At 60.0% G+C, this 17,091-nt stretch carries 12 protein-coding genes and 1 tRNA gene; 2 read left to right on the top strand and 11 right to left on the bottom strand.

Features of this window, described 5'->3' with window-relative positions; all coding sequences use genetic code 11:
• Positions 1-44 precede the first annotated feature (44 nt).
• The 9 genes from Pan189_RS16410 to Pan189_RS16370 all read right to left on the bottom strand — a co-directional run bounded on the left by Pan189_RS16410 (position 45) and on the right by Pan189_RS16370 (position 10,529).
• Positions 45-422: a hypothetical protein gene (locus Pan189_RS16410; RefSeq protein ID WP_145365104.1), complete on the bottom strand. Its 378-nt coding sequence runs from the start codon at positions 420-422 to the stop codon at positions 45-47.
• Positions 419-1,975, bottom strand: coding sequence for an outer membrane protein assembly factor BamB family protein (locus Pan189_RS16405; RefSeq protein WP_145365102.1), 1,557 nt, complete (start codon positions 1,973-1,975; stop codon positions 419-421). The genes Pan189_RS16410 and Pan189_RS16405 overlap by 4 nt, the downstream gene beginning before the upstream one ends.
• Positions 1,976-2,066: 91 nt before the next feature.
• Positions 2,067-4,343: an efflux RND transporter permease subunit gene (locus Pan189_RS16400; protein ID WP_145365100.1), complete on the bottom strand. Its 2,277-nt coding sequence runs from the start codon at positions 4,341-4,343 to the stop codon at positions 2,067-2,069.
• Between the two features lie 335 nt (positions 4,344-4,678).
• A complete protein-coding gene (locus Pan189_RS16395; RefSeq protein WP_145365098.1) occupies positions 4,679-5,779 on the bottom strand; it encodes a slipin family protein in 1,101 nt (366 codons plus the stop codon).
• Between the two features lie 488 nt (positions 5,780-6,267).
• Positions 6,268-6,339, bottom strand: a tRNA-Leu gene (locus tag Pan189_RS16390).
• 511 nt (positions 6,340-6,850) lie between these two features.
• Positions 6,851-7,117 carry a hypothetical protein gene (locus Pan189_RS16385; protein WP_145365097.1) on the bottom strand — a complete coding sequence of 89 codons (267 nt, stop codon included), beginning with the start codon at positions 7,115-7,117 and terminating at the stop codon, positions 6,851-6,853.
• Entirely contained in the window at positions 7,117-7,344 is a 228-nt protein-coding gene (locus tag Pan189_RS16380) for a hypothetical protein (protein WP_145365095.1), read from the bottom strand. Before Pan189_RS16380 ends, Pan189_RS16385 begins: the two co-directional genes overlap by 1 nt.
• Before the next feature lie 236 nt (positions 7,345-7,580).
• Positions 7,581-9,092 carry a PKD domain-containing protein gene (locus Pan189_RS16375; RefSeq protein WP_310820634.1) on the bottom strand — a complete coding sequence of 504 codons (1,512 nt, stop codon included), beginning with the start codon at positions 9,090-9,092 and terminating at the stop codon, positions 7,581-7,583.
• 96 nt (positions 9,093-9,188) lie between these two features.
• A complete protein-coding gene (locus tag Pan189_RS16370) occupies positions 9,189-10,529 on the bottom strand; it encodes a PQQ-binding-like beta-propeller repeat protein (RefSeq protein WP_145365091.1) in 1,341 nt (446 codons plus the stop codon).
• 249 nt (positions 10,530-10,778) lie between these two features.
• Between Pan189_RS16370 and Pan189_RS16365 the strand changes: the two genes are divergently transcribed.
• Together Pan189_RS16365 and Pan189_RS16360 are read left to right on the top strand one after the other, a co-directional pair.
• The gene (locus Pan189_RS16365; RefSeq protein ID WP_145365089.1) at positions 10,779-11,990 is read left to right on the top strand and encodes an aminotransferase class V-fold PLP-dependent enzyme; all 1,212 of its coding nucleotides are present in this window, start codon (positions 10,779-10,781) and stop codon (positions 11,988-11,990) included.
• The gene (locus tag Pan189_RS16360) at positions 11,987-12,523 is read left to right on the top strand and encodes a hypothetical protein (RefSeq protein WP_145365087.1); all 537 of its coding nucleotides are present in this window, start codon (positions 11,987-11,989) and stop codon (positions 12,521-12,523) included. The genes Pan189_RS16365 and Pan189_RS16360 overlap by 4 nt, the downstream gene beginning before the upstream one ends.
• Here the strand turns inward: Pan189_RS16360 and Pan189_RS16355 are convergent.
• Both Pan189_RS16355 and Pan189_RS16350 read right to left on the bottom strand, forming a co-directional pair.
• Positions 12,406-13,812 (bottom strand): tetratricopeptide repeat protein, encoded by a 1,407-nt coding sequence (locus Pan189_RS16355; protein WP_145365085.1) that lies wholly within the window; start codon positions 13,810-13,812, stop codon positions 12,406-12,408. The genes Pan189_RS16360 and Pan189_RS16355 overlap by 118 nt on opposite strands.
• Positions 13,813-13,815: 3 nt before the next feature.
• A complete protein-coding gene (locus tag Pan189_RS16350) occupies positions 13,816-17,037 on the bottom strand; it encodes a type II secretion system protein GspD (protein ID WP_145365083.1) in 3,222 nt (1,073 codons plus the stop codon).
• Positions 17,038-17,091 lie beyond the last annotated feature (54 nt).

Below are 17,091 nucleotides of genomic sequence, written 5' to 3'. Positions count from 1 at the left end.
GCGGCAATCGCCATCGCAGACGGAGTTCGGTTCACAGTCTCAAGTCAGAATGCGACCGGTGCCCCGGAGACTTCTGCGATCACCATATATGAGATGCCGCCACCAATGCCAAATGCGTAGTACAACGCGACAAACAGCAATACGCCGCCCAGCCCCCGCCAGCCGTGGTGCCAAATCCAGTACACGGGGACGGCGATGACGTGGAGAAAAAATAAGAATTGCTGAGTGCCGAGCGAAATGGTTTCGCCGCGAGTGTGGGCGTCGCGGATGATCCACATGACCAGCAGCGAGGCGGTCGCGGCGAGGAAGACGTAGTCAACGATCGAAACACCCCACTTCGCCAGCAAATAACCTCTCGCGAATGCCAACGGACCGCACGCCAGCATGATCGCGATGCGAAGGTCAAACAACCTGATCTTCATTCGCCCGCCTTTACTACTCTCAAATCCAGGCACAGCAAGGTGTCTTTATCTCTTAAATAGAGTCGGCCGCGTGCGAGCACCGGCGCGGCCCATGCAGGATAAGAAATTCCGGGAGCCATCGTGCGGGCCAGTTCTTTGTAACCGTCCTGCGATAAAGTCGCGAGCGTTAATAACCCGCGCTCGCCGAGGATCATCCATTTATCTTCAGGCTCAACGTAAATCATCGAACCGCGACCGAAATAGGAATAGGAGTCATCGCCACCGTCCGCGGCATCTTCACTGCCGTCGATGCTCCAGACGACGTCACCCGTTTTAAGGTCGACGCAACGCAGTTCGCCCTCCGATTCGTGTCGCCCGCTGAAGCCGTAAGCGTAGTTGCCCACGGCGATCGGTGTCGTCCAATGCGCGAGTAAATTACGACGGTCTCGCCAGAGGACGTTGTAAGAGTCTTTATCAAGTTCGTTCGGCTCACCTTGAGCATTCGCCACTTGGAGCAAGGCACTTCCCGTGCGATACGCGGCAGACAGCAGAACGCGGTCGCCAATCACGACCGGCCGGGCCGCGTTGACCGACTGATGCACGCGAGCGCGAAACCAATAGTGGAATCGCTCCTTTCCGGTCTTCGGGTCAAGTGAGACCAGCCCTTGCCGCATTAGGCAGAGCAGATGGGATTCGCCGTGAATTTTCGCCACGATCGGTGAGGAATAGCCAACGACCTGCTCCTCACCGGTCCAGCGATATGTCTGGCCGCTTTCCGTTTCCGCGCCGTCCCACGTCGGTTTGCCGACGGCGTGCCAGACCTCCTCGCCGGTCTTCGAGTCGAACGCCACGACGCCGTCATCGGGCTGTCCGCCGACAAGTACGATCAGCAGGTCGTTGAACAGAATCGGCGTGCAACCGATTCCGAAAAAGGCTTCAGGCAGGTCGTACTTTTCGGGCAATCGCAACTGCCAAACGGGGTTTCCGGTCTTAAGTTCCAGGCAGGACAGCAATCCGCCGGCGCCGAGCGTGTAACAGAGTTCGTCGGTCAGCAACGGAGAGCAGCGCGGGCCGCCGCTGTAGCCGTAGGGGTCGCGAAAGTTCGTCGGGTCGAAGTGCCGCCACAGTGAATCGCCCGTCACGGCGTCGAGACACTCGATGACGTTTTCGTTACGAATTCGGTGATGCACAACAAGGCGGCGTCCGCGGATGGAGGGGGCGCTGTAGCCTTCCCCAATCTCTTTCGTCCACGCGACCGGGGGACCGTCTTGATCGAACCCGGCAAGGTTGCCCTGCTCCTTCGAAATGCCGGTTCCCTGCGGTCCGAGAAACTGCGGCCAATCGAGACCCGGTCGATCCGGATCCGGAACGTCCGTGCCAGTCTTCAATGTCTCCGAAGAGTCAGAGACTTCTGCCGGAGCAGCTTTTGCCGAACTGTCAGCCGGCTCCGCTGCCGCGACGAGAGGCGACGAGGACTCGGCACATCCGCAGATCGCGGCCAAGAGAATCAATGCTGTCGCAATCAGTGCGGATCGCTTCTGTTGCAGAGCGACCAACCATCTCAAAATTCGCATTCGTCCTGCTCAATCGAACCTCGTGTCCGTTCGATTGGAACCGGAACAGCGGCAAATCGGAAGAGTCCGCTTTTCGAACGGCAGTCCGCCGCTATGACGCAGCGGGTTCGGCTGCCGAATTGGTTTCGGATTCCGCATCAGTCGGCTCGTCTTGCTTCGGCTTTCGACGGGACCATCGCCCCAATAGTGACGGTAGAAACACAAGATCGCCGAATAGGGCGGTCACCAAGAGCACGCACATTAAGATTCCGAATCGGTTCGTCGGCACAAAGTCACTCAGTACGAGCGGAAGGAATCCGATTCCGCAGACGACGGTGGTCATGACCATCGGGATGCCGCAACTGACGATCGACCGCCGCAGCACCGTGTTTACCTCGCCGCCGTCACGCAATCCGCTTTTAAACTTGAACAGCAGGTGGATCGTGTCGTCGATCGCGATTCCGAGCGCGATACTTGCGGTCATCATCGCGCCAATGTCGATCGCGATGTCGAACCAGCCCATCGTGCCGAAGACCAGCACGATGGGGAACATATTGGGCAGCATGGCGATCGCCCCGCGAAAGACGTTTTGCACCGCGAGCATCAACACGATCGAAACGAGAATTACCGCTGTCAGAAAGCTCCAGAACAGGTCGACTAGAATCGTCGCTTCGACTTTCTGGATCATCGCCATCATGCCGGCGTACTCGGCCCGATCGGGGCGTTCGACGACATCCCATTCGCCCAGAACGGCTTCGGTACGGTCCCGGATTTCCTCCAGAATGGCGCGATAACCGCGGTTATTAAATGTGGACGCCCGCAGTGAGATTCGCCAGCGTTTGACGCCGTCCTGCTCGACGAGCAGATGCTCGTCAATATATTCCGACGTATCCTCGTCGAGCCGCTGGTTCAGCCGACGCATGCGCGAGAGCAACGAGAACCCGCTGCCGCTTAAATCGGGTGCGAATGTCGCGGCGGAAACAAAACCGGAGGCACCCTCGATCCCATTGAGCGACTCTTGCACCGCCCCGAGAATCTGCAATTGCTGGGCGTAAGACATTTCGTCGTCCGGCTCGAACTGAATCACCACGTCGAGCGGGATCGTCGGGCCGAGGTTCTTCTCGAACCAGCGGTAGTCCCGCATGATCTCGCTATCGGGCCGGAATAATGCGGGAATGTCACCGGCGGTCTTCAAGCTCCCAAGCCCCATTCCCGACCAGACCATCGCGATCAGACACATCAGGGCGATGCCCGGGCCCGCCGCGATGACCCAATCGGCCATGCCGCCGAGAAAGCGGTCACGCCAACCGCCGACTTTCGTCTCGCGGACATTAATCTTCGCCCTCGTTAAGAATCCGGGTAGCAATGCGAGAACCAAGAGGCTCCCGATGATAATTCCGGTTCCGCCAATAATTCCGAACGCCCGCACCGGTTGGACTTCACTAATCGCCAGCGAGAATAGGCCGATCGCGGTTGTGAGGGTCGCCAGCAGCGCCGGTCGCCAGCCGCGTCGCAGGGCCGTCACCCCCGGTTCGGGATCTCCTTCCGCCACCGCCGCGAAGTAGTAATTCGAGAGGTGAATGCCTGCGGAGGTCGTCAGCACGAAGACCATCGTCGGTAACGCCATTAGAACGGCATCCATATAGATGCCGCTGTAATGCACGATTGAAAGCGCGACGAATTGGCTGAACAGTGCCGCCCCGCCGATCACTCCGGCGAGCTTCCACGATCCGACACACACCCGGCATAACAAAAACGCCGCGAGAATCGACAGTCCGCCGAAGACCCGCACGCTCAAGATGCTCTCTTCGTCGATCACGCTCCCCGAATACGGCGGCCCGGTGAGGACGAGTTCCTCACGCGACAGCCCGGTGACCTCGACCGCCGTTTCGATGATCGCATTGATTGACGGCGTCCGATCTTCGTTCCCCTCCGGTGTGAGTACGACAAGCTGACAGCTCGTCTTGCCGTCGGGGCCGATGAAACTGCCCTTAAGACGCTCGGCTGCTTCATCCGGTTCCAGATTAAGCGGCTCGGCGGTCAACCGGTCCATCAACGAAGATCCGCTGACCGCCCGATCGATAATCTCTTCAAAGTACTTCGCGCGCTCGGGGTCGTCGGGTTTATCAAAAGCTGACTGAAGATCGGCGAGCTTGGGGTCGTCCCATGTGCAGCCGTCCCAACTAATCAGGACGACGTCGTGCCCTTCGAATTCCGCGGTGAAATTTAGGTACTCGGCGCGCTCAGGATGGGATGCGGGCAGCCATTCTTCCGGATGAATCCGCGTGTGATGAATCGCCTGACGAGATCCGAACCCGACCACCGGCAGCAATAATAACATGCCGATAAAGGTGAATTTTAAGCGTCGACGGAGGGCTTGCTCAGTCACGGGCGAGGCTTATGGAGAAAGGGTCAGCGGATCGGGTGCGCTCCAGAAGTATCGTCGGGTCGCTACCGGTTGACGCAACGTCTCTTGACGATCGATCGAAACCGTACCATCGTCAAGACCCGTAACGGATCATTCGAGGAATTAATATTTCACACAAGCACGAAGCGCTTACACAAGCCCGACGCGCGAGCGAGGGACCCCACCAAGAGTCCCTCGCTCGCGCGTCGGGCTTGTATATCTTTAAATTTTGCGTGTTTGCCAATTCTTATCGTTAAATTGTCGTATCAAGCCATCAACGAAATAAGGCCCACGGGTCGGAACCCGTGGGCCTAGCGTCACAGCAACTTCATGACCCGGTCGGCCAGCCCCTGCTCGCCGAGAACGACGTTCAGGTTCGCCTTGCTGGCGATTTGCTCCAGGACCTCCAACTCCCGCAGCCGCATGAGCGTTGGGTTGTCGGCCAGCAGCTTCGCCGTGTTGGCCTGGCTTCGCAGCGCGGCCGTCTCCTCCCGCCGGGTGATGAGCTGAGCCTCGGCTGCCTTCTTGGCCTCCGTGACCTTGTTCATCAGGTCCTTCATCTCTCCCGGCAGGATCACGTCCCGCACACCCGCGGCGAGGACTTCCACACCGAAGGTCTGTGCCCGCTTCCGCACCGTCTGCAGTGCTTCCGCGGCAACCGCTTCCTTGTCAGCCAGGAACGCGTCGAGATCTCGTCCGCCGACGATCGCCCGGAGCGCCAACTGCGCCTCCCGGTAGAGCGTCTGCGCGATGTCGTCGACCGTCGTGACCGCGGCCCGGGCGTCCGTTACCCGGTAGGTCAACTGGGCGTTGAGCCGCAGCGTGACCTTATCCGCCGTCATGATGTCCTGACCGGCAATGTCGACCGTCGTTTCCTTCAGGTCGACCGGCACGACGTTCACCCGTGCCGCGTCCTTCCAGAACGTGTACCGGCCCGGCTTTAACGTCTCGACGAATGCGCCATCCACGAACAGCACGCCCGCCTCCTCCCGCTCGACGATCACGACCTGCAGCGCCGCCCGACCGCCGGGGCTCTGCAGTACCGCGTTGATCTCCGGGTGGTTGAACCGGACTTGCCGCGTGTCGACGACCTCGGTCCGCACCTTCCGATGCGTGGTCCAGAAGGCGTACAGACCCGCCGGCAGGACGTTCGCGAACCGGCCGTCGATCCAGACGAGCGCTCGCTCATGGTCGGCGAGGTCGAGCACGACCGCCCGCTCGTCGAGCACACCGCTCGCCACGATCTGGTCGAGCCGCTCGCTGAAGAGCTGCGGAGCCCGCAGGTCCGCGACCCGCACCTGAATCCGACCCAGCGGATTGAAGACGAATCGCGTGCCCGCCTCGATCAACCGATCGAACCGACCGTCCTTGAACTTCAAACCGACCTTGTCAGCCGGAATATAAATCAACTTGAACATGTCATTCTCCCTTCGGGAGGGTTTATCGTTTAAAGATGAGAGATTGGGGAGCTTTCTTACTCCTTTCTCTCAACTCTGGTGTCTTAACTCTCAACCACGAGCGCAGCGAGCCTTGGCTCTAGCCACTCGCCTCTAGCCATTCTGATCGCCTTCCGGGAACAGTCGTCGCGATCGATCACATCTCGTCACGCGGGGTCGACTTAAGACGGCATCCGCGCAAGCGTCGTCACGATCTTAAAAATTCACGTCGCCGGAGAGCGTGCTCCCCGAACCGATGAATCTTGCCAACCGCTTTAACGCCGGGCGAATGCGGTCGGCATCCGCCGACCGCAGGGCGCTCGGACATGCCGGGCGGGCGGCGTGGTGCGACTCGAACCGCGACCGCTTCCGCGGCAGCGTTCGCGAGAGCGCAACCAACACCGCCCGCCCCGACCAATCACAAACGACCGTTCCCTTGGGGCTTCGTTGTCCAGCGAGTTATCAGCTCGCGCGTGGTGCAGGATTCGAACCCGCTACACTCGGTTTCTAAGACCGATGCTCTATCCAAGTGAGCTAACCACTGTGGCGGACTATCGTCACGTCGTTCAGAACCCGTTCACGGAACACGCGGCACCGATCTTTTAAAGAGGTCCGCGCGCCGCCGGACGCCTGGCGACGGTAATCCCGATTTCAGGAGGAGCTAGGAGCAAGTAGCGAGGAGAGATGGTTGATACCGGTCATGCAGTCCGGGCCCATTCTCTCCTATCTTCTGACTCCTGTCTCTTGACTCCTCCCGCCTATTTCCGTCCACGAAAAAACCCGATGCCTTGGGGGCACCGGGTTCATTATGACCGGGACTCCACAGGCGGGGGCCTTCGCGCGGCTGCCCCGAGTATTCGGGGCACTCTCGCGCTTCATTCATGGCGGCGTGCGCCCGAAACAGGGCGACGGCAGCATCGATCGTCGATTGACTCATCGCTCTTTCCTTCGTTTCGGGGTCGCGTGGCAGGAACACGACTTAAGACGGGCCAAAGGGCGATTCGGTTCACGACAAAATAAAAGAAAAACATGCCCGCAGCGCCAGCAAGGGATTTAGCGCGAGCGATCGGCAATCTGCCAAAAGTGCCCCAAGTCAACACGGCGATCGTCGACCATCACAGAAAAGCGCACGGCCAGCGGAGGTGCAAATGAAATTCGACTGCCGTCGCCCCGCGACTCTCCGAACGAAGCCGGATCGTGTGCCAAGGCTTTCTCAATCCGATCCGCCGCCTCCGTGACCGCATCGCGATCGTCCGCGGCCAACCAGATTTCCGTTAATTCTCGCTCGGCATCGGGGAGCAAATTGACGAAATGCTTCACTACGACTTCGCCCGAAGTTCGTCGATCGCGTCACGCATCGACCGACCTCCGCCATCCGTGATTCGGCTTTCGTAGGCTGCATCGCTGATTTGTGGCTGGAGGTTCTCTTCGCGTCCCGCAGGTACGAAGTAGCCGAGCAATTTGCCCTCACGATCCACCACTTCGGCAACGCTGCCGTCAGGCGTCAATTTGTCTGGTTCCGGGCGGTCGATGGTAATGCGTGACATGTCACACTCCTGAGATGTTCGTTAGTCCCATCATATCCGATGATGTCCCGCGAATGGAATATTCGTATTAGAAATTCCGTTTACTCACGGGTGGCCCGGTTCCTACAGAACCGGGCGGCGTAGCCGCAAGAGGTCTCGGGACGTGCCCCGCATCACGTCGCCGGCCTAGAATTCCAACACCGCCCCAAGACCTCTCGCCGCTAAGCTACCCGGACATGTAGCGTCCGGGCCATCCACTAATTCAGGTCTTCGGGCGACTCGACCCGCACGTGCAGGTGCGTCATGGCTCTTAGACCGTGTTCATTGACGGTTTCGACACGGACCAGATAGTCCCCGGGACGTTCATAGCGGTGAGTTGTTCTTGCATAGCCATCGGGTGCCAGCGACTCCCGGTTACCGTCGGAGGTGACTTTAACCACGTCGGTTCCATCACCAAAATTAATCATCTCGCCCGGCGTGCTGTTACGAAAACTGCGGATCGCGAATTCGACGGGATCGCCCGGCTTGATATCTAATGTCGGCCAGTATGCCGCATTCACCGTCGGCGGCAAGACTTCCGGCCGGTCGAGATCGACGACATGCACGGCGGCAAAGTCGTAGCTGACTCTGCCGTCCTTGTCGGTGACCTTAAGAACCTCGCTGTAACTACCCGGCGTTTCGTATTTTCGAACGACCGATGATTCCGTCGACGATGTGCCGTCGTGGAAATTCCACTGATGAGAGAGCGGACCGTCCGACTTCGACCATGACTTCGATCCGTCGAGCGTCACATCTTCGCCCACGGTGACGAAGTGGTGTGGTCGCGCGACGGCAATGATCGAGGGATTAAATTGACGGCGATACGCCTCCCAGAGAAACGCATAGCCGGCCTGGGTGCCCCATTCCACTGACGGTTGCCACGATTTAATTTCAAAATGAAGGTGCGACCAGCCGCCGCTGCCGCCCTCCTTGCCGAGGGTGCCGATTCGCTGTCCGATCTTGACCCGCCGCCCCGGCTTGATCGCGTCATTAATTTCCTTGAGGTGGCTGTAGCGGTAGTACCAGCCACGCTGATCGAGCACATAGACGACGTCATACCGCGGCGAGACCGGGGTCCCCCGCTCGTGTTCTCTCATGACATTAATACCGGAAGAAACCACGATGCCGTCAGTCGCCGCGTGGACCGGCACTTTTCCTTCGACCCCGCCCATATCAAGGCCGCTGTGATAATAAACTTCTTTTCTCTGCGGCGACTCGCCTGCATCGACATAGGTCGGCTCATTGGCCATCTGGGTTAAGCTGGCGAACCACTTTTGCTCGACGGGATACCGAAACGTTTCGGCGCGAATCCAAGGCGAATTCTTCGGCCACAAACGCAATCTCGCGTCTTTCTTAAGACCCCATGAACGATTTCGGCTGTTGGATCGATAGCCACGCGTGACCGCACAATCGACCTGTGCCGCTCCGACGGTCTTCGGGAGGTGATAGGTAGCGGCGATCAGTTCGGTTACCTGATCATCGAGCCTTACCTTTACGGTGGCTTTGCGGACGGCATTACTAATCCGGTCTCGCCGCTCGTCGAGCGACAGCAACTCGATCTCGATTTTCGTCCCGTCAGTCAACTCGACGGCCTGCCGCTCGCCGACGTTCATGTCGACAGTGACGAATAAAGGAGTGAGAGTGTCCGCCCCCTCAGCCGCGAAGCCGTGGGCGATGAGCAGGATCAGTGAGAACGATGTTAATAACCCTGACCGGTTTTGAGATTTCATCATTCATCTTTCTGATTCGCCGGTGAGAAAGTTCACCCTCATCTCAAACAGAACGATCGCCGTTCACGGTGACTGAGTAAACCGAGCTGTCTTTGCTTACTCAGCCAGCGAAACCTTAATCAGCTCCTCGTCATTCCGTACATAGACACTTTTGTTCGCGTAGGCGGGATGCGACCAGACCAGGTCGCGGTTGCCGGCGGTGGCGGTCGGTTTTAAGAGTTGAACCCTGTCGAGCTCCTTGTAACCTTCCGGGCTCAGCTCGGCAGTCATTAATTCGCAGTGTTCGTTATAGAGAAAATACTTGCCGCTCGGTTCGTGAGGCGTGAGGAAGACGGTGCTCCAGCGTTCGGGGCGATCACCGGTGGTTGGTTCGAGTGTTTCCCATACGCGATCGCCATCCGCGAGTTTAAAGCAGCGGAACCAGCCGTTGAGGCCGTTGCCATAAACGTAATCACCGACGATATAGGCCGTGGCGATCGTCGGGTGAACGCCGGTGCGATTGGTCGAAGTCCAAACGGTCTTCACCGTTGGCGTATCGGCCGCGAATTGCAGCAGCTTCGTGTTCCGCTGATATGGCGTGACGAGTAATTTGTCGCCCGACTTCTGCGGCAGCGCGATCGCCATCGCGAAGGGGACTTCAATTTCAACGGTCCAGTACTCTTCGCCGGTTTCGGGATTCAGTCCGCTCACGCCGCCGCCATGGAAGGAAACGAGTTGCCGCACGCCACCGGCTTCATAGATAACCGGCGGGGCGTATCCGATTTCGGGGACGGTGAGCGAGCGCCACAGTTCTTCACCGGTGTTTTTATTCCATGCGACGACGGCGGAGCCTTCGCCGCCGACGTGTGTGATGACTTTGTTGCCGTCGACAAGCGGGTGCGAAGAAAACCCCCACATCGGCGTATCGGCTTGGTAGTCGTCATTAAAATCCTTCTCCCAGATGACCTCGCCCGTTTCAGCGTCGAGACACTTAAAGTCGCCTTCGGCCCCGAGTGAATAAACTCTGCCGCCCGAGATCGTCGGCGTCACCCGCGGACCGAGAGGATAGGAAACCGTATAGGCACAATCGTATTGATGGACCCACAGCTCTTCGCCGGTGGCGTCATCGACGCAGACGACGCGTTCGGTGCCGGGGATGTCGCCGCGGAGAAACGGATTATCCGGTGTGACGGCGAGCGGGTCGGTGGTGCGATCCATCAGATAGACCCGGCCCCCGGCGACGGCGGGTGCGGCGTAACCGGCCTTGACCGGTGCCCGCCAGGCGGCGCCGGAAGCGTCGTCGGGCAATGAGGTCGACACACCGGCTTCACGCCAGATGCCGTCGCGATTGGGGCCGAACCACTGGGGCCAGTCATCGGCTGCGGCCGGGACCCCGCCTATTGGCGACACGAGTGCCGAGAGAATCAGTCCGAATCCCGCTACAATCCGCCGTGTCATGTCAGCCTCGTGTTCGATCGATGGTGGGTAATGCAGACTATCTTCGCGGTTGGGGTCGGTGGGACAAGGGTTAGCGGGGCGAGCTGCGCTCGCGGTTGAGAGTTGAGAGACGAGGGTTGAGAGACACTTGACGGTTTCGATGTGTGGCTCTGATATCTGCTCTCTGATCTTTCGACAATTTAAGTATCGAATTCGCGGGTGTCCCGACGGTTTGCGGCTTGGGCTTGTATGAACTGATGAATTGATAGCATGAGCGCATCCTCTGTGAGTTCTAAAGCGATCCGGGATCAGTGGCGGCTTCGTGAGGGAGTGACCTACCTCAATCACGGTTCGTTCGGGCCTTCGCCGGAGCCTGTGCTGGCGGAGCGGGAGCGGTGGACCCGGGAGCTTGAATCGCAACCGATGGACTTCTTCGTGCGGCGAATCGAGAACGAACTCGAAGCCGCGGCCGACAAGCTCGGGAAGTTCGTCGGATGCGAGGGTCGCGATCTGATTCTCGTCCCCAACGCGACGGTGGCGATGAACATCGTGCTGCGCAATACGGTCCTCGAAGCAGGTGACGAGGTATTACTCACGAACCACGAGTACGGTGCCGTCCGGCGGATGTGGCAATCGCACTGCGATGAAACCGGCGGAAGAATCGTCGTGGCATCGCTGCCGAGAACGCTGGGTGATGACGCAGAGATTGTCGAGTCATTGTTTGAACGCGTGTCCGACCGGACGAAGCTGATCGTTGTCAGCCATGTCACGTCGCCCACGGCGGTGATCCTGCCGGTCGAAGCAATTTGCCGGCGAGCCCGGGAACGCGGCATCCAGGTCTGTGTCGACGGTCCGCATGCTCCGGCGATGGTGCCGCTCTCGCTGCGGAAGATCGACTGCGACTTCTATACGGCCAGTTGCCACAAGTGGCTCTCGGCGCCGTTCGGGACCGGGTTCCTCTATGTCCGGCGGAAGCACCAACAGGGTTTCAAACCTTTGATCGCGAGTTGGGGTGGTCGACTCGTTGGTGGCGGGCAGGCGTCGTGGAAGGACGAGTTCCACTGGTGGGGCACTCACGATCCGTCCGCGTTTCTGGCGGTGCCTGCGGCGATCGAATTCCTTGAAGAGTATGGCGTCGACCGTTTCCGCACTGAAACGCATCAGCTGGCACGTTACGCGCGGCAACGGATTCAGGACGTCACCGGTCTGCCCGCAAATCTCTACGGCAATGACGATATGTTCGGGTCAATGATCACGCTGCCGCTGCCGGAGGTCGAGCGGGACGCCAGCTTCTGGAAACCTGATCCGCTTCAGATCGCGCTGCGGGAGCAGGATAAGATCGAGGTGCCGGTTGTTCACTGGGGAGGACGCCGGTTTGTTCGGGTCTCGTGCCACCTGTATAACGATAGGCCCGAGATCGACCGCTTGGCCGTCGCCCTCGGAGAGCATCTCCAAGACCATCGACTGGGAACAGCGCCGTGAGTATGGATGAAGACACGTTCCAGCCCGAACCTCTTCCCCGCAAAAAAGGTGGCAAAGGTTGCCTGATCGCCGGGATCATTCTCGGGATTTTGGGACTCGGTGCCCTCGGTCTGATCATCTGCTGCGGCGGCGGCTTTTACGCGATCATGGGCGTGATGTCGCAGGCCGTCGAAGAGGAGATGCGGCAGAATGAGGTGATCGCCGAACACGTCGGCGAAGTCACCAGTTTCTCCTTTAACTACGGCGATACGTTCGGTGGCGAGAATCGACTGATCTTTGATATCGAAGGCACGAAGGCTGGCGGTCAGGTGATTATGGAAGTCGACCAGAATGCGCCACAGGAGGAGCAGATTCAGGGTGGCCGATTGATTTTGGACAACGGTGACGAGTACGACCTCTTCCCCGACGGCGTCCCTCAATTCGACGGCGAGGTCGACGTCAATACGTCGGAACTGCTAGACGAAGTGGATGAAGAGTTCGATCCGTCGGAATCGGGCTCGACGACCGGTCTGCAAAGCGGAAGTGCAGAATAGTCGGCGGTTTGCACGAACTCGGACTCATCGCTCTCGGCCACAGTATCGGCTGTTGCGGCGGTGAGTTCGATCGCCCCTGACAATTCGAGCACGCGGCTTAGCTGCTCGTCATTCTCCCATTGCGTCAAGGCTGTTCTGGCGATTCGCTCGGCCCGCGAGGATTCGCCAAGTCTCAATGCCGCGAGCGCTCGCAATATCTCAAGCTCTCGCATCGGCGGCGTGTTCTCGGCCATGTAGTCGAATACATCGCCGGCAAGTTGAAGGTGTTCGCTGCGGAGCGCGGCATCGCCGTAGCGGGAGTATTCCGCGAACGACAGCCAACGCCGGTCGACCTGCGCGGCCTGCTGATAGCGTTGGACGGCATGTTCGTAGGAGCCTGAGTGGTAGAGGCACTCGGCCAGTCGAACCGTCGTCCGAACGTCGCCGGGCCGACCGTGCAATGCCGATCGATAGGCTCCCGTGGCCGCGGTCCAATCGCGCTGCGCTTCATACAGTCGCCCCAGCGAGACGGAAATCGACGGGTCGGGCGTCCGCGCCGCGGCGGCTTCGAGCACAACGATCGCGGAATCGGGTGATCCGGCCGAGAGGTGCGCAGCCGCCAAGCCGTGTGCGTAGCGGGGGTCGTATGGCGCAAGCTGCACCGATCGGCCCAACGCTGCAAATCCCCGTTGCTCGTCGCCCGCCCGCAGGAAGCCCCGGCCTGCTTTGGCTTGAACGTCCGCTGATCGAGGATTGGCCAGCACGGCGGCCTGAAGGGCGAAGAGCTCGCCGCGTGTGTCGCCGAGACGACGCAGCAATTCGGCTTCAACCAAATGCAACTCGGTGCGTCGAGGATCGGCTTGCCTTACATTGCGAATGTACGACAGGCGTTGACGCAACTGCATTTCGACTTCGCCGTCCGACGGCATTGGCCGGCTCGATTGACCGGCGGGCAACAACTGTGGCGTGGCGACCGACGGCGCGCCACCCGACGGCAGAGCCGCGTCGAATGAGTTTTTCAGTGGAGATGCCGGTGGCGGGGCGGTTGGCGGCAACCGCAATTGCGGCGCAGGCGGTGACTGCTGCAAATGGGGTTGCGGCGCGGGCCGACTCTCAACCGACTTTCGTTGGGCCGACGACGCAACCTCGGCGGAGTGAGACGCAAAATGCCGCTGCCCGCACTTCGGGCATAGGTATGGCGATCCGTGAACGACGGACGACTGCGATGCGGAATGAGTCGCGGCGCAGCCCGTCAGACCGAGCCCGGCGGTCGCGAGGACAAGCGGCATGAAAGAACGAAACACGTTCATGAATCACTTTCCCGAGTTGTGCGAGTCGGCATTCGACCAGCGTTCGCGAACAGCGTGGAGCGACCGCACGCGGGGGGCCCGATCCGAGCCGGTCGCTTTGGAAAATGGATTTGAACCCTCGACGCCTTCCGGTTCCGACCTGCTCTTTTCGACGACATTTAGGTCAGCCGAATGAGCGGCGAAGATCTCGGAGACGGCCCGAACTGACTCGGCATTGGCGGTCCGAATTTTTGTCGGACGGCCGGGTCGAATGGGAAGTGGCTGAAATTTGACCGGTCTGATTTCCGGTATCGGTGCCGTAGAGCCGATTGCATCCGGTCCTTTCGACGTGACTTGCGATGCCGGTTTCACGATCGGCGGGGAGTTGTCGGATCGGCCGATCATCGGCATCGACGAGACCGGCGCGGGAACGCCGTTCGCATCGGAGGCGGGAGGGTTGGATGGAGTCGGATCGGACGGTGAAGCCGGTTGATTCATCTCAAGTCGCGGGCCGTCGTTGACGCGGGGGAAATCGCCCGCCGCCGGTGCCGGTGGTGGCAAGATGCCCTGTTCGTCCACCGGAACAGGAACGATCGTTTCGGTCGTCCCCGGCTCGATCAGGACCGGAGCATCCGTCAGCGGAGAATTGCCGAGAATGTGTTTCACGCGATGGCCGAGCCGCTGTTCGATCTCGTCGAGCAGGCGAAGGGCCGTGTCGTCGTTCTTACGAATCTTGAGGGCGTGAATCACGTGATTGCGGGCTTCAACTGCTTTGCCCCGTGCGAGTAATTCGCGGGCCCGGTCGACGTGAATGCGGGCGAGGTTACGGCGACTGACTGGTGCAAGTCGGTCGGCGAAATGTCTGGCTCGACGTTCCGATTCGTACTTCAAGATATCGCCGCGCACGCTTTCGACCGGCTCCTGCACAACTCGGGGAGTGATCAGAACGATCAGCTCGTTGCGAACCATCGATTCGGTCGAGTTTCGAAATGCTCTGCCGATCCATGGGATCGAGCCGAGCAGCGGCACCTGTTGGACGTTCTCTTCGACTGATTCGTCGATCAAACCGCCGATGACCACGGTCGCCCCGTCGCGGCACATGACGGTGCTGGTGACCTCAGTCGTCTCGACTTGCGGAATGCCATCGTCATCGATCGAGCCGCTGGAGCGTTCGGGGTGAATTTCGAGCCGCACCAATCCGTCCGGCGCCATGAACGGCCGGAGAATCAGTTTGGTACCGACATCGAGAAACTCCACGTTTTCGATCGTCTGCTGACCGTTGAAAGTTCGCGTGCGGAAGCCCAGCCGTTGGCCGATGATCAGCTCCGCCTTTTGCTTATTGAGCACCCGGATTTGAGGGGATGCGACGAGGCTTGTTTCGGTGATGCCCTCAAGCGCTTCGATGAATCCGCTGATGTCTCCCCGCAGGAAGCCGTAACGCATGCCCGCTGCCGCGGCGAGAAAATCACCGGCAGCCGGCAATAGCGAGTTCGATGTGCCCGGGTAGCCCGGCGTGGAGTCGATCGTTCCGCCACTTCCGGTGGTGACGAGCTGCTGTTCGTTTCCGCCGAGCAACGCCAAATTGACGCCGAGCCGCATCGTATCGTTCAGGCGTACGCGAAGAATGACGGCCTCGATCACGACCTGTGGCGGCGGAACGTCCATCTCGGCGACGACGCCGTCGACCTCTTCCAGAACTTCCTCATAGTCGATAATGACAAGCGCGTCTTCCTGCGAGAGCGAGTCTCCCCCGGTGTTCTGATTGTCGAGCGGCAGTCCTGCCTGCGACGGGTTAGTCACCGCCATTCGACCGACCTCCGGCGTCAGCAGCGGTGTCAACAGGGCCTGCAGATCGGTCGTGCTGATGTAGTTCGGACGATAAATCTTCGTCACCACCGTGCGGGCCCGATCCTCGAAGGCGGCCGGATAGACATAGATGAACTCACCCTCTTGTCGGGCGATCAGGTTGCGCGGGCGACACAACGCTTCCAGCGCTTCAATCCCCGTGACGTCGTGCAAATTGATTGAGACGAGCCCGGAGACTTCCGGCGCGACGATCACGTTCCAACCGGCCAGTTCACCCAGCATCTCGAGGACCTGGCTCAGTTCCGCCTCATCAACCTGCAGGTCGAAGTGATCAGTATCGCCCTCGCCGGGTCGCGTCACGATGACCGGCACGCGTCGCCGCTGTGGAGGTGCCGGGCGCGGAGCGATCGGCGGCGATACGGCCGAGCGACTCTCGGGTGAATTCTGCGTCAGATTCTGAGTTGGATTTTGCAGCGAAGGATCTGATGCCGTCTGCGATTGCGCAGGCGGCTGCGTCGGCGAGTTCCCGCGTGGACCGCGCAGCATCTCTTCAAGCTGCTGATTGCGTCGCTCTTTGGCCGCGTTGATCTCGTTGAGCATTTCGAGCGCCTGGTCGATTCCGATACCCTGTGCCACCGCGGTCGGTTTTCGCGACTCGGCCAACTCGCGGATTTCTTTGCGGAGTTGTTGCAGCTCTTCTTCAACCCGACCGGCAGGCGGCAGCGGGACTGGTTCCTCCGGCGGTTCTTCCGCAACAGGACGGAAACGGATCACCGGATCGGAACGAACCATCTGCTTTTGGTCGAGATAGGGATCATTCGGAAAGAAGTCTTTGAGTTCGCGATCGATGCGAGGAGAACCCAAATCGAGCGGGATGAAAACGTCCGATCGCGATGCGATTCGAGCGAGCGGTCGTGAGGCACCGGGGGCGAACTCACGTCTTGAGCGGTTCGAAAGCGAGGACTTCGACGAGTCACCGTCTGCGATCAGCCAGTCTTCAGGAAGCCCGACCGACTCGTCAGTTGTCACTTCAATAACGGTTGGGTCGGTGATCGCGATCTCAACATCCGCGGCGGCGTTTTCTTCACCGTCCGGCGGTGTTGCCGCAGAGGCGATCTCGACCGCAGGCGTTCGTTCTGCGGTTCGTATTTCCGAATTGACCGGCGTCGGTGCTACGGTTTCCGGCGTCGCAGCTTCGTAGTCGACGGTCGGCGATTTTACGAGTGGCGGGTCGAGTTCGGCCAAGAGGACCTCGCCGAGGTCACTTTCGAGCGGGAGCTCGCTATCGGGGAGTGAATTCCACGTGCGCTGGGCGCGATCGGCCCTGGCGGCGAGATAGGACTCGCCGGCCTGAGGTCGCGGCAGCGCCAGCGGCAGCATCGCGATCGCAAACGCGATCGCGAGGCAAATCTGTGCTGCTCGAAGTCCTTGTTTACCCATGACTTTCGTCTTCCGTGACGAACTGCCTGTCGGTGAAGTGTCGGCTGCGACGCC

It is taken from the genome of Stratiformator vulcanicus (assembly GCF_007744515.1).
Taxonomy (GTDB): domain Bacteria; phylum Planctomycetota; class Planctomycetia; order Planctomycetales; family Planctomycetaceae; genus Stratiformator; species Stratiformator vulcanicus.
Note: the sequence above shows the minus strand (reverse complement) of the source record. Positions and strands in the feature narration are given on the sequence as shown.